Source organism: Halorubrum distributum JCM 13561, assembly GCF_000337395.1.
GTDB classification, from domain to species: Archaea; Halobacteriota; Halobacteria; order Halobacteriales; family Haloferacaceae; genus Halorubrum; species Halorubrum distributum.
Window position 1 is genome coordinate 15,145 of sequence record NZ_AOJF01000021.1, and the last position, 16,661, is coordinate 31,805.

The following is a 16,661-nucleotide window of genomic DNA, read 5'->3' on the forward strand; positions in this document are numbered from 1 at the left end:
GTCAGTGGGCGGTCAGTGGGCGGTCAGTGGGCGGTCAGTGGGCGGTCAGTGAGCGGTCAGTGGGCGAACAGCGGGCGAACAGCGACTACCAAGCGGTCAGCGGCCGCCGGCGATCCGGGTGCCGACGCGGTCTCTGTCCGCCCGGATGCCGTCGGCGACCTCCGCGATCTGCGCGAGGATCGGGTAGCGCGGCCCGTCGGTGGAGCCGTAGAGGTAGTCGTAGAACGGGCGCTCGCGGTCGCCGTCGAGCGCCGTTTCGGGGGTCAGCGGCGGGTCGTCCAGCGAGCGCTGGCGATCGGCGGCGAGGTCGTCGCACTCCTCTTCGAGCTCCGCCAGCCGGTTCCAGACGTCGATCGCCGCGTCGGTCTCGCGGCCGGACCGGATCCCCTCCAAGTGACCGAGCAGCCGGCGGCGGCGGCGGTCGATCGACGACAGCGTCGCCTCTCGGTCGCCCAGCTCACCGATCTCCTCGTCTATCGCGTCGACGAGTCGCTCGCGCGCCTCGGCGGCGCGGCGGCTCCGGTCGACGAGCGCCGACCGGGTGCCGGCGGACAACCCCCCGTCGGACGCCAGCGCGGTCGCCGTGTCTGGGCCGAGCTCGGCGGCCAGGCTCTCTGCGGCCGTTTCGTCGTACTCGGCCCGGTAGTGGGGCAGCGACAACACGGTGTCGTGGTACGCGGCCATCACCCGCCTCAGCGTCCCGTTGTCGCCCGCCGGCCCGTTTCCGGGGCGCCGGCCGCCGCCCGGGCCGTCGAGTCCGCGGAGCGCGCCGGCGGGCACGCCGGAGGGCGTCGCGTCCGTCGCGACGGAGACGGTGTCGATCCCCGCGACCCGGTCGGCGAACGACTCGAACGCGTCCCGCTCGTCGAGGACGCGGCGCCGCTCGCTGCGACAGGCCGACTCGGCGTCGCGGACGTACGCGAACGCCAGCAGCGCGAGCACGCCGGCGAGCGCGACCGCCGTGATCACTCCCGGCTCGGTCGCGACCGCCCACAGCTCGCACCAGCCGCTCCCGCAGTTCGCGCCCGTCACCCCCTGATCTGGAATCTGAAAGACCGCCGTCGAACCCGGATGAACGCTCATTGTATCTGTTAACACGGTACACGCACAAAGCGTTTTGGGCCGCACGGAGTCGTTCGACGGGCTACGCGGCGTTCGAGCGGCTGCGGCGACGCCCGAAAAGTACGACGGTGACCGGTGCGGCACGCGCGACTTGCCCGTGGCCCGCTCAGTTCCGGACGCCGTCGTCGGTGATCACGGTGTCGATCATCCCGATCGGCGTTGCGTCGTAGCTGGGGTTCTCGATCTCCACGTCCTCGACGGGCTCGCGCATCACCTCGACGGCGTCGCGGAACTCGTTCTCGAAGCGGAACTCCTCGATGGTCTTCGCGCCCGAGCCGACCGCGGTGACGGGGACGCCGAGCTCGCGGGCGGTGACCACGAGGGGGAAGGTGCCGATCCGGTTGTAGTAGGTGCCGCCCGTGATGCAAGTGATCCCGAGGAGGACGCGGTCGCAGTCCCGGAGGGCGTACCCCATCGCGCCGTCGACGACCATCCGCGTCTCGACGCGGGACATCCCCGCGAGGACGCGAGCGGTCTTGCGGCCGAGTGTGCGCGGGCGCGCCTCGGTGACGTAGACGGTGAGGTGGGCGCCGTCGCGCGCGGCGTTCTCGATCGCCTCCAGCACCGTCGTCGAGTAGTCGTGGACGAGCAGCGTGTCGCCGTCCTCGATGCGCTCGGCGGCGTTGGCGGCGGCTTCTCCCTTCGCCGTCTCGATGTCGTCGACGACGCGGGCGATCACGTCCTCCAGCAGCTGCTTCGCGCCCTCGACGCTCGTCGCCTCGCCGACGATGGAGCGCTCAACGTCGCGCATCGCGTTGTGAAGCGCGGCGTGGGAGGGGTTCGACCGGCGCAACACGCCCGCGTTGTGTTCGAGGTCGCGCTCGAACTCGTCGACGGTCACGTACTCGCGGTCGAGCAGGTCCGCGAGCGACCGCGTCGCCTTCACGGCCACCGCCGACGTGCTGTGGGTCCGCATCGCCCGGATCTCGGCGACGGTCTCGTCGATCATGCCCGAACGGTCGGCCGCGCCGGTAAAAGGGGTTCCGGGGGCGAGCCGGCGGCGCAGCGAATCGCCGCCGGCGCGCCGAGGCGCCCGGCGGACTACTCGAACCCGAGTCGGTCGACCGCGCGCGGCAGACACCCCTCTTCCGGCTCGACGTACGAGTAGTGGTCCGCGACCAGGTCGGTGACGTCGACGTCGGCGTAGTTGTCGGGCGCCGTCGCGCCCTCAGCGAGCCCGCCGTGCCCGACCGCTCGCGTCCGGTCCGAGGCGCGGTACACCCAGCCGAGGACGCGGTCGTTCCGGCTGTGGAAGTTGTAGACCGGTGCGTCGATCGCCGCGATCGCGGGGCCGTATCGGCCGTCGACGGCGGCGCTGTCGCGCGGGATCGCGCCGCCGAACAGCGAGACCGAGGCGAGGGCGTCCGGCCGCCCGCAGTCGGCGAGTTCGCGGAGCGCCGCGCCCGTCACGCGGGCGCCGAGCGAGTGGGCGAACAGGTGGACAGGTCGGCCGTCCTCGTCCGCCCAGGCGGTCAGCCAATCGGCGAGCGGGACGCCGTTGGCGTCGGCGGTCTCCTTGGCCGGTCCCCAGTCGACGTTGGACGCCCACGAGTAGCCGATCACGGGGCGGGCGCTGGTCTCTTCGCTGGATTCCTTCGCCGCCGCGAGTCCGAGCCGAGCGGTGTACGCCAGATCTCGGGCCGACTCCGCGTCCGCCCCCAGACCGTGGACGAACAGGACCACGGAGTCGGCCCCGTCGAACGCCCACGCCCCCGACCGCTCCGTCGGGTCGCCGGCGTCGAGGCGCCCCCGCGTCGACACCATCGGCTGCGTCTCGGGCGCCTCGTACCCGCCGGCGTCGCCGTCGAGCGCGTTCGCGACGTAGAGGCCGCCGCCCCCGAGGAGGCCGATTCCACCCGCGGCGCCGTAGAGGAGGCGTCGTCGCGTGACGAGGCCAGAGGGACCGTCCGATGCGTCCGAGCCGTCAGCGGGGGTATCGGATGAGATGTCGGAACGTCGCCCCGGACGATCAAATAGCTGACGCGGCGGCGACGGCTGTTTATAAATGGATACCGTACGAGGCGTATGAGCTACCCGGTCACGTACTACTGTCCGCACTGCGGGACGCTCGTCGCGCTCGACCGCGAGGGGTATCTCGCGGACAAGTCGGTGACGCCGTACCCGCTGGAGGGATGGACGTACGTCGCGCCCACGGAGCCGTTCGACGGGGAGGAGGACGGTGAGAGCGATGACACTGCCGTCGAGGCCGACGGCGTCCGGTTCGTCTGCGGCGAGAGCGACGGCGTCGACTGGGACCCGCACGACGGCGTGCGGGGCACCGACGTCGGCGGCGACGAGCCGTACCGGGAACCCGACGCCGAGGGCGTCGGCTGCGGCGAGCCGTTCTACCTCTCGTTCGTCCGCTACGAGGAGGGGCGAGAGATTGATCCGGAAGCGGAGGCGGAGCCCGTCGAGATCAACCCCGACCCGCGGCCGAGCGGACCCCGCGGACCGGGAGGTCCGGGCGAGGCAGGCGGACCGGACGACTCCGACGGCGGCTTCTGGTGAGCGGTCGGGTCGACCCCCGTTCGGGCGGCAGCATCCGTTACGCCGGAAAATACTTCAGTTGAAGGCCGGAATCGCCGCGTATGCCCGGCAGCCGATCGAACTCCCCGCTCGGGAGGGCCGTCGGCGCGGCCGTCGCCCTCCTCGCGGTCGCCCTCCTCGCGTTGGACCGGTGGACCGACCTCGCCGTCCCGTACGGCTACGACTCCGGCAGCACCGCGCTGTTCCTCGTTGGCGCGGCCGCCGCCGTCCTCGCCGTCGCGCTCGGTGGCTACCGGTACTTCATCAGCGAGTGACGGCCGTCGGGACTGTCGGCGCGGTTCGGCAGTCCGGCGTCGATTTCGATGAGTTCGCATTTATAAGCAGTTGCCGCTGAACTGAGAGCGACGCGCCTCGTCTCGTGGGATTATTTATAAATGAGCGGCCGCGGACCACCGGGAATCGCCAAAGTCCCAGCCGCCTGTTTATGAATCGACGCCAGCAGATCGACAGTGACTACCGCCGAAGCCCTAACCGCCCGTTATAAATAATCGAGAGTGGATCGGCGGCGAACACCGCCAAAGCCCCAGCCGCGAGGCGGGCGCACGCTCGCTGCGCTCCTCACTCGGTCGCTCACTCCGTTCGCTCCCTCGTTGCGGTGCTTGCGTCGCCTGCGCCCGCCTCGCGGCTGCCCCTTTGAGTCCCGCCCCGCACAGCACCGCCCCGCGCCTCACGCCTCCCCAGCCTCGTCGGCCTCCCTTCGCTTCGCTCCGGTCGGCCGACTCCCTCGCGCGGTGCTGTTCGCGCCCTCCGGGCGCTCACAGGCACGCGCCGACGGCACCTCTCATTTATAAACAACTGAACGCGGGATGCGTTCGCTTTTAAGTAGTTGAGAGCCGCGGGCCGCAAGTCGAACAACCAAACCCCTTAAACGGGGAGCGAGTACCCTCGTCCATGGAAAGCATCAACCGGACCGCGATCGAGCTGGTCGACGAGGCGCTCGACTTCGCCGGCGAGCTGGACGTCGTCGGCTACGAGCTGGACAACGGCGCCACCGTCGTCGACTTCGGAATCGACGCGGCCGGCGGCGTCGAGGCGGGACTGCTGCTCGCGGAGATCCAGACCGCCGGGCTCGCGAACCTTCAGACCCGGATGGGGGAGCTCGCGGGCGCGCCGCGCCAGTACGTCGAGCTGTCGACCGACCACCCCGCCGTGGCGCTGCTCTGCTCGCAGAAGGCCGGCTGGGAGATCACGACCGAGGGCGGCTTCGAGGGGCTCGGCTCCGGGCCGGCCCGCGCGCTCGTCGGCCGCGAGACCGAGTTCGAGCGCGTCGGCTACTACGACTCCTCCGAGTTCGCCACGCTCGCGATCGAGTCGACGGCGCTCCCCGACGAGGAGGTCGCCGAGCAGGTCGCGGACATGGCCGAGGTCGACACCGACGGCGTGTTCCTCCCGACGTTCGCCACCGGTTCGACCGCCGGCTCCGTCACCACCGCGGCCCGCGCCGCCGAGCTCGCCGTCTTCCGCCTGCTGGAGGTCGGCTACGAGCCCACGGACGTGCTCCACGCCTCCGGCTCCGCGCCGCTCGCGCCCCCGACCCGCGACGAGACCGAGGCGATGGGCCGGACGAACGACGCCTTGGCGTACGGCGGCGAGGTCCACCTCCAGGTCGCGCGCGACGACGACCGCTTCGACGAGATCGTCTCGACCGCCAGCGAGGAGTACGGCACCCCGTTCGTCGACGTGTTCGAGGACGCCGACTGGGACTTCTACGACGTCCCCGAGAGCGTGTTCGCCCCGGCGCAGGTCACCGTCGATGTCGTCGACGGCCCCGTCTACACCGTCGGCGAGACCGACGAGGAACTGCTCGCGGAGTCGTTCGGCTACCGCTGAGCCGAGCGACGACCGGCCGACTCAGCCCCAGAACCCCGTGCGCCTCAAACCCGTCCCCGAACCCCCGGCCGACCTCGACGCGCTCCGCGAGTACCAGCGCGCGGTCCCGCTCGTCCCCGGCGATACCGACGACTGCTGCGCCCGACTGCGGCGGCGCCGTGACCTCCCGGACCGACAGACCGCCAACGACTGGCTCGCGTTCCTGCGCGCGCTCGGCCTCGTCGAGGAGACTTCGCGGGGGTTCGTCCGGGCCGACACCGAGCCGACCCCCGAGCGCGTCCGGGAGGGGCTCAGGGACGGTGTCCTCCTCGTTCCGGAGGCGCTCGCCGCGCTGCGGGCGGCCTCGCACGACGACCCGCTGACCCCGGACGACCTCTTCGCGGCCACTCGCGATCGGGTCCCGCGTCACGACCGCGCCCGGAACCCCGAGTGGGAGACCGCCTGGCGCGACCGCGCGGCCCGGCTGCTCGGCTGGCTCGCGCTCGTCGACCTCGCGGCGCCGGTCGACGGCGCTCCGGATTCGCCCGGGGGAGGACCGGCGTACGTCGCCGGCGACGCGCTCTGACCCGGCCGGCGGCTTCGCTGCGACCGTTCAGCCGCCCCCGCAACAAGCCTTTTACTCGCCGCCGGAGAGGGAGTCGCATGGGACGCTTCGACGGGCGCACGGTCCGCTACGAGCCGACGAGCGTCAAGGACCTGCTCGTCGAGATGAAGGACACCGCGGAGCTGCTGATCGACCTCTCGTACTCGGCGGTCCTCCACGGGAGCCCGACGGTCGCCCACGAGGTCGTCGAGCTCGAACACCGGATGGACGTGCTCCAGATGCGCGCCCGGATGAGCCTGATGCTCGCGGCGCGGAACCCGAGCGAGGCGGAGACGCTCGCGCCCGTCCTCGGCGTCATTGCCGCCGCCGACAAGGTCGCCGACGCCGCGGGCGACATCGCGAAGATCGTCACCGAGGAGATCGGCCTCCCGGACGCGATGCGAGGCGCGCTCTCGGCCGGCGTCGAGACGCTCGTCCGCGGGACGGTGGCCGCCGACTCCGCGTACGCCGGCCGGACGCTCGCCGACATCGACCTCGAGTCGGTGACCGGCGTCCGGGTCATCGCGGTCCGGCGCGACGAGGACTGGATCCTCAACCCCGGACCGACCACCCGGCTGGTGGCGGGCGACGTGACCCTTCTGCGCGGCCCCGAGGCCGGCGTCGCGCACGTCTACCCCGAGCTGAGCGGCGAGCCGTTCGAGCCGGAGCCCGAGGCCGAGCCCGCGATCGACGACCTCGAACGCGCGGTCGACTCGATCGTGTTGATGAAGAACCTCTCGGAGCTCGCCGTCGACCTCGCGTACGGCTCCGTCCTCTTCGACAACGAGGAGCTCGCGGAGGAGGTGAGCAACCTGGAGATCGAGGTGGACGCGCTCCAGTCGCGCTTCGAGGCGTGGACCCTTCGGGCCGCGGCCGAGGCCGCCGACCCGGTGTCGCTGCGCGGGCTCATCCACCTCGGCGTCGCGACCGAGGAAATCTCCGACGCCGCGCTCGCGATCACCGAGGGGGTCCGCCGCGACCTCGACGTCCACCCGGTCGTGGAGATGGCGGTCCAGGAGTCCGACGAGATCATCACCCGGACCGAGGTCGCCGCGGGGAGCGACCTCGACGGGACCGAGGTGGTCGACGGCGTGCCCGCGACCGACATCTCGACGAGCGTCCTCGCGATCCGGCGCTCGGACGACGAGTGGCTGGTGGGGCCCGACATCGACACAACGCTCCGCGGCGGCGACGTGATCATCGCGAAGGGGACCCGGACCTCGGCCGAGGAGTTCGATGCCCTCGCGGCGTGAGGCGGACGGGGAGCGAGGGGAGGTGGCCCCCGCTGACGCGGACCCCGCCTCTCTCGCCCGGGCCTACTACGACGCGCTCGACGCCGGCGAGTACGACCGGCTGGCGTCGCTGCTCGACCCCGACTTCGTCCAGCGGCGCCCCGACCGCACCTTCGAGGGACGCGACCGCTTCGTCGCGTTCATGCGCGACGAGCGGCCGAACACGGACACGACCCACGCGGTCGAGCGCGTCTATCCGGCGGGCCCCGGGGTGGCGGTCCGCGGCCGGCTGCTCGACGCCGACGGCGAGGAACTGTTCGCGTTCGTCGACGTGTTCGACGTCGACGCGGACGACGGGACGCTGGCCGCGCTGGAGACGTACGCGGCGGAGTAGTAACGTCGCGCGGTCGACGCCGCCCGCGTCACCGTCGCCTACCAGGCCGCGCGCAACACGCCGAGGATCCCCTCCGCGGTCGCGTCGAGGCCAGCCGGCGCGCGCGCCATCGGCGGGTCCTCGGCGACGAACTCGGCGATCGCCGGGAGGTCGTCCTCGTCGGTCTCTGGCAGGTCCCGCAGCCGGCTCGGCACGTCGAGCGCGTCGCGGACCTCGGCCACCGCCTCGACGACGTCCTCCGCGATCGCGTCGTCGTCGCGGCCGTCGGTCGGCACTCCCAGCCCGGCCGCGAGCGCCCGGCGGCTCGCGTCGACCTCGTCGAAGAGGTACGCCAGCGCGTGCGGCGCGACGACAGCGTGGATCGCGCCCTGCTGGACGTCGTAGCGCCGGGCGAACCCGTGGCCGAACGCGTGGATCACGCTGATCTTGCGGTCGAGCTGGACGAGCAGCGCCCCGACGACGGCGCGGTCCGTCGCCTCCTCGCCGCCGGGCCGGTCGCCCGCCACGCGCGGCAGCGCGTCCGAGAGGAGCCGGAGCCCGTGGACCGCGGCCGCGTCGCTCACCGGGTCGGCGTCGCGGGCGTACGGCGTCTCGATCCCCTTGTCGAAGCCGTTCATGGCCGACCCGGCCAGCACCGACTGCGGGGTCGTCTCGAACAGCGCCGGGTCGGCCACGTCCGCGACCGGCCACGCGCCGCTCCCGCTGACGTTCACCGGCTGGCCCGTCGGCGACTCCTCGGCCGCGAAGACCTCCAGCGACCCGCCGGTCGAGACGTCCGCGCCCGCGAACGTCGTCGGCACGACGACGAACGGGAAGGCGGGGCCGCTCCCGGGCGCGAGCTCGCCGAGCGCGTCCGGTCCGGCCTCCGCGTCTGCGCGGATCTCGCCGAGGTCGCGGCCGTCGGCCGCGAGCAGCGTCGCCTGCCTGGCGATGTCGAGGCTGGCGCCGCCGCCGACCGCGACGAGGACGTCCGCGCCGACCTCGGCGCGCGCGTCGAGCAGGTCGAAGGCGGTCTCGACCCGCTTGTCGGGAGTCGTCCCGTCGAATATCCCGGCGAGCCGGTCGCCGAGCCCCTCCCTGACCGGGTCCATCAGCGCGTCGTTCGCGCCCGTGTTCGAGCCGCAGACGACGAGCGCGTCGTCGAGGTCGCGCTCGCCGAGCCAGCCGCCGAGGTCGGCGATTCGGCCTCGCCCGTACCGGATCTCGCAGCCGCGGTGGACGTGTTCGAAGGAGTCCGCGATCGGTAGCATCGCTGGGCGATACGCGGGGCGGCGGTTTGTAGCTGTGGGAAGGGGCCGCATACCGCGGTCGTTCGCGGGGTGAGGTCGGACGCTTCGCCGACTCGCCGACCTCGTCTCCACTCGCCGCCCCCGGCTCGGCTCGCCGCCCCCGACTCCACTCGCTGCCCCCGACTCCACTTGCGCTCACGCCCGCGCGCGTGCGCCGGCTTTATAACCCGACGGCGATTAGCGACGGTAAGTTCCTATGTCAGAGCAGAGCGAATACGGAGCCGGCCAGATTCAGGTCCTCGAGGGCCTGCAGGCCGTCCGTAAGCGACCGGCGATGTACATCGGGTCCACGGACGGTCGAGGGCTCCACCATCTCGTCTACGAGGTCGTCGACAACTCCATCGACGAGGCGCTCGCGGGTCACTGCGAGGAGATCGAAGTGCGGATCCACGACGACGGCTCCGTCTCCGTCAGCGACGACGGGCGCGGCATCCCCGTCGACACCCACGAGGAGTACGACCGCCCCGCGCTGGAGGTCATCCTGACCGTGCTCCACGCCGGCGGAAAGTTCGACTCCAAGTCGTACCAGGTCTCCGGCGGCCTCCACGGCGTCGGCGTCAGCGTCGTCAACGCGCTCTCCGAGCTGCTGGAGGTCGAGGTCAAGCGCGACGGCGGCGTCTTCCGCCACCGGTTCGCGGGGGGCGAGCCCGCCGAGGACGGCTTCGAGCGCGTCCGCGACATGGAATCGGGCGAGTCGACGGGCACGGAGATCCGCTTCTGGCCCGACGAGGAGATCTTCGAGACGACCGAGTTCCAGACGTCGACGCTCGCCAACCGGCTCCGCGAGCTCGCCTTCCTCAACTCCGGGGTCGAGATCCGGCTCGTCGACGACCGCGACGACACCGAGGAGACGTTCAAGTACGACGGGGGCATCCGCGAGTTCGTCGCGTACCTCAACGAGACGCGCTCCCCGATCCACGAGGAGGTCATCTACTTCGCGGACGAGACCGACGGCGTCCACGTCGAGGTCGCGATGCAGGCGACCGAGGAGCTTCAGGGCTCCGTCCACGCGTTCGCGAACAACATCAACACCCGCGAGGGCGGCACCCACCTCACCGGGTTCAAGACCGCCCTGACGCGGACCGTCAACGACTACGCCAACGAGCACGGGCTCGTCGACGACCTCGACGCCAACCTCAAAGGCGAGGACGTCCGCGAGGGCCTCACGGCCGTCGTCTCGGTGAAACACCCGGACCCGCAGTTCGAGGGGCAGACGAAGACGAAGCTCGGCAACAGCGAGGTCCGCGGCGTCGTCGAGTCCGCGACCCACGAGAAGCTCGGGACGTTCTTCGAGGAGAACCCCGACACCGCCGAGAAGGTGGTCCACAAGGCCGCGGAGGCCGCGCGCGCCCGGAAGGCCGCGAAGAAGGCCGAGGAGCTCACCCGGCGCAAGTCCGCGCTGGAGTCGACAGCGCTCCCCGGCAAGCTGGCGGACTGTCAGACCCGCGACCCGACCGAGGCGGAGCTGTTCGTGGTCGAGGGCGACTCCGCCGGCGGCTCGGCCAAGCAGGGCCGGAACCGAGAGAACCAGGCGATCTTGCCCCTCAAAGGGAAGATCCTCAACGTCGAGAAACACCGCCTCGACCGCATCCTGGAGAACGACGAGATCCGCGCGCTGATCACCGCGATCGGCGCCGGGATCGGCGAGGAGTTCGACATCGACGACGTCCGGTACAACAAGATCATCCTCATGACGGACGCCGACGTCGACGGCGCCCACATCCGGACGCTCCTCCTGACGCTCCTCTACCGCCACATGAAGCCCCTGCTCGAAGCGGGCTACGTGTACGCGGCGCAGCCGCCCCTCTACCGCGTCCGCTACCGCGGCGAGACGTACGACGCGATGACCGAGGCGGAGCGCGACCGCATCGTCGAGGAGGAGTGCGACGGCAACCCCACGCAGGTCCAGCGGTTCAAGGGCCTCGGCGAGATGAATCCCGACCAGCTGTGGGACACCACCATGGACCCGGAGAACCGCCGGCTCAAGCGGATCACCATCGACGACGCGGCCGCGGCGGACCGGATGTTCAACGTGCTGATGGGTGACGCGGTCGAGCCGCGCAAACAGTTCATCAAGGAACACGCGACCGAAGCGGAGTGGGTGGACATATGAGCTCTGAGACGCCAGACGCCGACCCCGGCGACGTACGGGCGGCACAGGTGACGAACGCGCGCATCGAAGACGAGATGGAGCAGTCGTACATCGACTACGCGATGTCCGTCATCGCGGGGCGGGCGCTCCCCGACGTGCGCGACGGGCTGAAGCCCGTCCACCGCCGCATCCTCTTCGCGATGAACGAGGCGGGCGTGACGAGCAACTCCGCGCACCGCAAGTCCTCCTCCGTCGTCGGCGAGACGATGGGCGACTACCACCCGCACGGCGACAGCGCCATCTACGACACGCTCGCGCGGATGGCGCAGGACTTCTCGATGCGCTATCCCCTCGTCGACGGGCAGGGGAACTTCGGCTCCGTCGACGGCGACCCGCCGGCCGCGATGCGGTACACGGAGGCCCGGATGGCCCCCATCGCCGAGGAGCTCATGGCGGACATCGAGCGCGACACCGTCGACTTCCAGGCGAACTACGACGACCGCCTCGAGGAGCCCGAGGTGCTGCCCGCGGCGTTCCCGAACCTGCTCGTCAACGGCTCCTCCGGCATCGCCGTCGGGATGTCGACGAACATCCCGCCCCACAACCTCGGCGAGGTGATCGACGCCACCGTCGAGCTGATCGAGACCCCCGACGCGACCGTCGAGGACCTGATGGAACACGTCAAGGGGCCGGACTTCCCGACCGGCGCGAACATCGTCGGCCGGAACGCGGTCCACAAGGCGTACAAGACGGGTCGCGGACGGATCCGCGTCCGTGCGGAGTTCGAGGTCCACGAGGAGGAGGGCCGGATCGTCATCAGCGAGCTCCCCTTCCAGCAGAACAAGTCGCGGCTCGTCGAGCGGATCGCCGAGGACGTCAACGAGGGCGCGATCGAGGGGATCCGCGACCTCCGCGACGAGTCCGACCGCGACGGGATCCGGATCGTCGTCGAGCTCAAGCGCGACGCGATGGCCGAGGTCGTGAAGAACCAGCTGTTGGAGAGCCACCTCGAGCGCACGTTCGGCGTCATCAACCTCGCCCTCGTCGACGGCTCGCCGCAGGTGCTGGACCTCAAGCAGACGCTCGAACACTACGTCGACCACCGCCGCGAGGTCGTGCGCCGGCGCTCCGAGCACGAGCTCGCCGAGCGCGAGGACCGCGCGCACATCCTCGAAGGGCGGCTGAAGGCCCTCGACAACGTCGACAGCGTCGTCGAGACGATCCAGGACTCCGACGACCGCGACGCCGCGAAGGCCGCGCTGGAGTCGACGTTCGACTTCACTGAGGCGCAGGCGGCACACATCGTCCGGATGCAGCTCGGCTCGCTCACCTCGATGGAGACCGCGGAGATCGAAGCGGAGTACGAGGAAGTGAAGGCCCGGATCGAGCGCCTGGAGACGATCCTCTCGGACCCCGACGAGCTCGATCAGGTGATCGTCGACGAGCTGCGGGAGATCAAAGCCGAGTACGACGACGAGCGCCGCACGAGCTTCATCGAGGACGCGGGCGACGTGACCCACGAGGACCTGATCCCCGAAGAGGAGTGCGTCGTCGTGATGAGCGAGGACGATTACATCAAGCGGATGCCGCTCGACGAGTTCCGCGCGCAGAACCGCGGCGGGAAGGGGATCATCGGCACCGGACTCAAGGAGGGCGACCGCGTCTCCTCCGTCTTTGCGGCCAACTCTCACGACTACCTCCTCGTGTTCACGAACCGCGGGCAGATCTACGAGCTGAAGACGTACGAGATCCCGGAGATGTCACGCACGGCCCGCGGAAAGTCCGCGGTCAACCTCCTCGATCTGGACGACGGCGAGGAGATCGAGTCGGTGGTCAACACCGAGGACCTCGACGACGACGAGTTCCTCACGATGGTCACCCGCGACGGCTACATCAAGCGGACCGCCGTCGACGAGTTCGGCAACATCCGGTCGACGGGGATCCGCGCGATCCGGCTGGAGGACGGCGACGAGCTCGTCGACGTCGAGGTGACCGACGGCGAGCGCGACATCGTCATCGGCAGCCGGAACGGGATGGCGATCCGCTTCGACGAGTCGGACGCCCGCGCGATGGGGCGCACGGCCCGCGGCGTGATCGGCATCGACCTCCGCGAGGGCGACGCCGTCGCCGGCGTCGCGGCCATCGACGACGAGTACCACAACTGGGTGCTCACCGTCACCGAGAACGGCTACGGGAAGCGCTCGGACCTCGACGAGTACCGCCCGCAGTCGCGCAACGGGAAGGGGCTCGTCGACATCAAGACCGGCGACCGCAACGGCGAGGTCGTCGCCATCGAGGCGGTCACCTACGGCGACCACCTCGTCGCGATGAGCGGAGCCGGGCAGATCATGCGGACCCGCGTCGAGGAGATTTCGACGGTGAGCCGCAACACGAAGGGCGTCATCGTGATGAACCTCGACCCCGACGACGAGGTCGCCTCCGTCGACATCGTCCCCGAGTCGGTCCACGCCGCCGCGGACGAGGCGGACGCTGACGAGGCGGACGACGACGAGTAGCCGTCTCCCGTCCCCCTTCGCCTGCGTCGACGACGGCGAGTCGCGTGTCCGCGCTTGATGTCCCGTCGACGTCGACGTGGTCGTCGAGGGAGACGACGGCGCGACGTACGAGGAGGCGTCCGGTCGCGTCGACGCCGGCGTCGCTCGCGCGTTCGAGATCATCGTCGGCGCCGGCGGCCGCCACGAGGTAACGGTGACGCGCGCCGACTGGGAGGGACGGTTTGCGTGGGACGCGGCGACCTGTCGGCTGTACGACGGGCGGGTCACGTCGACGCGAGACCGTCGAGGTCGCGGGCGAGTGCGTCGACCCGCGCCGAGTCCCTCAGGAAAGTTACTTACTGTCGCCGCGAAAACCCCCGGACGAGATGGACGAGTACGAGGGGATAGACGAGGTCGTACACGAGCCGAGCGAGGCGTTCGCCGAGTCGACGAACGTCGCCGCGTTCATGCGCGAGTACGGGATCGACGACTACGAGGGGCTCATCGAGCGCACCACTTCGGAGGTCCCGGGCGAGCCCGAATCGGGCGTCGACTGGTTCTGGGACGAGATCGTCGACTACCTCGACATCGAGTTTTACACCGACTACGACGCCGTCCGTGACGACGCGGACGGCCCGCAGTTCTCCGACTGGTACCCCGGCGGCGAGGTCAACGTCGCGCACAACGTCGTCGACCGCCACGCAGCGGTCGACTCGCCGAACCGCAACAGCGTCGCGCTGATCTGGGAGGGCGAGCCCGGCGACGTCCGCGAGATCACCTTCCACGAGCTCCGCCGGCAGAGCGACCGCGTCGCGAACTACCTGACGGAGGCGGGGATCGAGACCGGCGACACCGTCGGGCTGTACATGCCGATGGTGCCGGAGGTCGTCGCGATCCTCTACGGCTGCCTGAAGGTCGGCGCGATCGCCGTCCCGATCTTCTCCGGGTTCGGCCGCGAGGCGACCGCGACGCGGATCGAAGACGCGGAGCCTTCGGTGCTGTTCACCGGCGACGGGTTCTACCGCCGGGGCGACGAGGTCCGGCTGAAGGCGACCGCGGACGACGCGGTCGCGGACGCGGGCCACGTCGAGGAGGTGGTCGTCTACGACCGACTGGGGGCGACGCCGGCGAGCGACGGCGACGGAGCCGAAGAGAGCGGTGCCGCCGACGCGGACTCCGTCCCGTGGGACGACGGTCGCGACCGGACGTGGGACGAGGCGGTCGGCTCCCAGCCCGCGACGTACGAGACGAAGTGCCTCCCGAGCGACCAGGAGTCCATGCTGCTGTACTCCTCGGGGACGACGGGGACGCCGAAGGGGATCGTCCACACCCACGCCGGGGTTCTCACGCAGTGCGCGAAGGAGATCCACTTCGGCTTCGACCAGAAGCCCGCGGACCGGTTCTTCTGGGTCTCCGACATCGGCTGGATGATGGGCCCGTGGACGCTGATCGGCAACCACGCGTTCGGCGGCACGGTGGTGATGTACGAGGGCGCGCCCGACCACCCCGAGCCGGACCGCTTCTGGGAGATGATCGACCGGCACGGAATCACGCAGTTCGGCATCTCGCCGACCGCGATCCGCGCGCTCCGCAAGCACGGGGACGAGTGGGTCGAGGACCACGACCTCTCCTCGCTTCGAATCCTCGGCTCCACCGGCGAGCCGTGGGACCCCGAGTCGTGGCGCTGGTTCTACGACGCGGTCGGCGGCGGGGAGTGCCCTCTCATCAACATCTCCGGCGGCACCGAGATCTGCGGCTGTTTCCTGATGCCGATGCCGAACCAGCCCCTCAAGCCCTGTACGCTCGGCGGGCCGGGGCTCGGGATGGACATCGACATCGTCGACGAGACCGGCGAGTCGGTGAAGGAGTCGGGGCGCCGCGGCTACCTCGTCGCGCGCGACTCGTGTCCGTCGATGACGAAGTCGCTGTGGTCGGGCGACGAGCGGTACCTGGAGGAGTACTGGTCGACGTGGGCCGACCTCTGGGACCACGGCGACTTCGCGCAGAAGGACGAGGACGGCTTCTGGTTCCTCCACGGCCGCGCCGACGACGCCTTGAACGTCGCGGGGCGGAAGGTCGGCCCGGCCGAGATCGAGGGCGTCCTCATCGACCACGACGCGGTCAACCAAGCCGCGGCGGTCGGCGTCCCCGACGACACCACCGGCACCGCCGTCGTCGCGTACGTCGTCCTCGAACCGGACGTCGACCCGAGCGACGACCTCCGCGAGGAGCTGCGGGCGCTGGTCGGCGACGAGCACGGCAAGCCGTTCCGGCCGCGAGAGCTGTTGTTCGTGGACGCGTTCCCGAAGACGCAGTCCGGGAAGATCATCCGACGTGCGATCGAGTCGGTGTACAACGACGAGGACCCCGGGGACCTCTCGTCGATGGAGAACCCCGAGGCGCTGGAGGCGCTGCGCGACCCGGACTGAACTCCTCGACGGTCGGGTCTTCCATCTTCCCGCTTCAGGCAGTCGCGTCCCTCACCTTCCCGCTTCAGGCGGTCGCGTCCGCCACCGCCTCGTCGAGGGCTTCGTAGTCCGGCTCCTGTCCGGCGTTGTCCGCGAGCCAGCGGTACGTCACGGTCCCGTCCGCGTCGATCACGAAGACGGCGCGCTGCGCGACCGTCTCGACGCCGTAGTGTTCGAAGTCCTCGATCACGTCGTACGCCTCGATCGCGCGGTGGTCCGGGTCGGCGACCAAGGCGAACGGGAGGTCGTACTGGACGCGGTACGCGCCGAGCGCGTGCGGGAGATCGGTGCTCACGCCGAACAGGGCGCAGTCGTCGCGGTCGAACCCGTCGCGGAGCGCCTCCATCTCGTCGGTACAGGTGTTCGAGAAGGCGGCGGGGAAGAAGGCGAGCACGACCGGCTCCTCACCGATGTGGTCGGCGAGGTCGAACGGCTCGATGTCGCCGTCTACGAGCGATCCGGTGAATTCGGGGGCGTCGTCGCCGACGTCTGGCATATCAAACGTCTCGTCGGCCGCAGGTATCACGGTTTCGACGCCGGAACCCGGCCCGAGTCCCGGTCTCCCCGATCCGTATCGATGGAACGAATCCGGCTCGGCGCTCGGGGGGA

14 protein-coding genes and 1 pseudogene are annotated in these 16,661 nt (G+C 70.6%); 10 read left to right on the forward strand and 5 right to left on the reverse strand.

The genetic code is table 11. The features are described from left to right. Positions 1-96: 96 nt before the first annotated feature. The 3 genes from C470_RS01300 to C470_RS01310 form a co-directional block, all read right to left on the reverse strand. Entirely contained in the window at positions 97-1,083 is a 987-nt protein-coding gene (locus C470_RS01300; RefSeq protein WP_008364680.1) for a DUF7260 family protein, read from the reverse strand. A gap of 145 nt (positions 1,084-1,228) precedes the next feature. Beyond that, entirely contained in the window at positions 1,229-2,071 is an 843-nt protein-coding gene (locus C470_RS01305; RefSeq protein ID WP_004595681.1) for a translation initiation factor eIF-2B, read from the reverse strand. A gap of 92 nt (positions 2,072-2,163) precedes the next feature. Continuing rightward, positions 2,164-2,886 carry a DUF726 domain-containing protein gene (locus C470_RS01310; RefSeq protein ID WP_004595682.1) on the reverse strand — a complete coding sequence of 241 codons (723 nt, stop codon included), beginning with the start codon at positions 2,884-2,886 and terminating at the stop codon, positions 2,164-2,166. 261 nt (positions 2,887-3,147) lie between these two features. Here C470_RS01310 and C470_RS01315 point away from each other — a divergent pair, with 261 nt between their 5' ends. The 6 genes from C470_RS01315 (at position 3,148) to C470_RS01340 (ending at position 7,708) form a co-directional block, all read left to right on the forward strand. Beyond that, positions 3,148-3,630 carry a hypothetical protein gene (locus C470_RS01315; RefSeq protein ID WP_004595683.1) on the forward strand — a complete coding sequence of 161 codons (483 nt, stop codon included), beginning with the start codon at positions 3,148-3,150 and terminating at the stop codon, positions 3,628-3,630. Positions 3,631-3,710: 80 nt separating this feature from the next. Beyond that, positions 3,711-3,923, forward strand: a complete 213-nt coding sequence (locus C470_RS01320) for a hypothetical protein (protein ID WP_004595684.1) — start codon at positions 3,711-3,713, stop codon at positions 3,921-3,923. A 637-nt stretch (positions 3,924-4,560) separates the two neighbouring features. Beyond that, on the forward strand, positions 4,561-5,499 hold the full coding sequence (mch, locus tag C470_RS01325; protein WP_008364683.1) for a methenyltetrahydromethanopterin cyclohydrolase: 939 nt from the start codon (positions 4,561-4,563) through the stop codon (positions 5,497-5,499). Positions 5,500-5,536: 37 nt separating this feature from the next. Further along, a complete protein-coding gene (locus tag C470_RS01330) occupies positions 5,537-6,064 on the forward strand; it encodes a hypothetical protein (protein WP_008364685.1) in 528 nt (175 codons plus the stop codon). A gap of 77 nt (positions 6,065-6,141) precedes the next feature. Next, on the forward strand, positions 6,142-7,335 hold the full coding sequence (locus tag C470_RS01335; RefSeq protein ID WP_008364687.1) for a potassium channel family protein: 1,194 nt from the start codon (positions 6,142-6,144) through the stop codon (positions 7,333-7,335). Then, on the forward strand, positions 7,319-7,708 hold the full coding sequence (locus C470_RS01340) for a nuclear transport factor 2 family protein (RefSeq protein WP_008364689.1): 390 nt from the start codon (positions 7,319-7,321) through the stop codon (positions 7,706-7,708). The genes C470_RS01335 and C470_RS01340 overlap by 17 nt, the downstream gene beginning before the upstream one ends. A 38-nt stretch (positions 7,709-7,746) precedes the next feature. On the opposite strand, the gene C470_RS01345 is transcribed toward C470_RS01340, so the two are convergent. Next, complete coding sequence (locus C470_RS01345; RefSeq protein ID WP_004595690.1) at positions 7,747-8,958, reverse strand: iron-containing alcohol dehydrogenase family protein; 1,212 nt, start codon at positions 8,956-8,958, stop codon at positions 7,747-7,749. Positions 8,959-9,193: 235 nt separating this feature from the next. Here C470_RS01345 and gyrB point away from each other — a divergent pair, with 235 nt between their 5' ends. From gyrB to C470_RS01360, 4 genes and pseudogenes are all read left to right on the forward strand, one after another. Continuing rightward, on the forward strand, positions 9,194-11,110 hold the full coding sequence (gyrB, locus tag C470_RS01350; protein WP_007344752.1) for a DNA topoisomerase (ATP-hydrolyzing) subunit B: 1,917 nt from the start codon (positions 9,194-9,196) through the stop codon (positions 11,108-11,110). Next, a complete protein-coding gene (gene gyrA, locus C470_RS01355; protein ID WP_008364692.1) occupies positions 11,107-13,605 on the forward strand; it encodes a DNA gyrase subunit A in 2,499 nt (832 codons plus the stop codon). Before gyrB ends, gyrA begins: the two co-directional genes overlap by 4 nt. 61 nt (positions 13,606-13,666) lie before the next feature. Further along, positions 13,667-13,919: pseudogene (locus C470_RS16450) on the forward strand (hypothetical protein); the annotation flags it as partial. A gap of 51 nt (positions 13,920-13,970) precedes the next feature. Beyond that, positions 13,971-16,013 (forward strand): AMP-binding protein, encoded by a 2,043-nt coding sequence (locus tag C470_RS01360; RefSeq protein WP_008364694.1) that lies wholly within the window; start codon positions 13,971-13,973, stop codon positions 16,011-16,013. Between the two features lie 64 nt (positions 16,014-16,077). Here C470_RS01360 and C470_RS01365 read toward each other — a convergent pair whose 3' ends face one another. Further along, positions 16,078-16,548: a redoxin domain-containing protein gene (locus C470_RS01365; RefSeq protein ID WP_004595694.1), complete on the reverse strand. Its 471-nt coding sequence runs from the start codon at positions 16,546-16,548 to the stop codon at positions 16,078-16,080. Positions 16,549-16,661 lie beyond the last annotated feature (113 nt).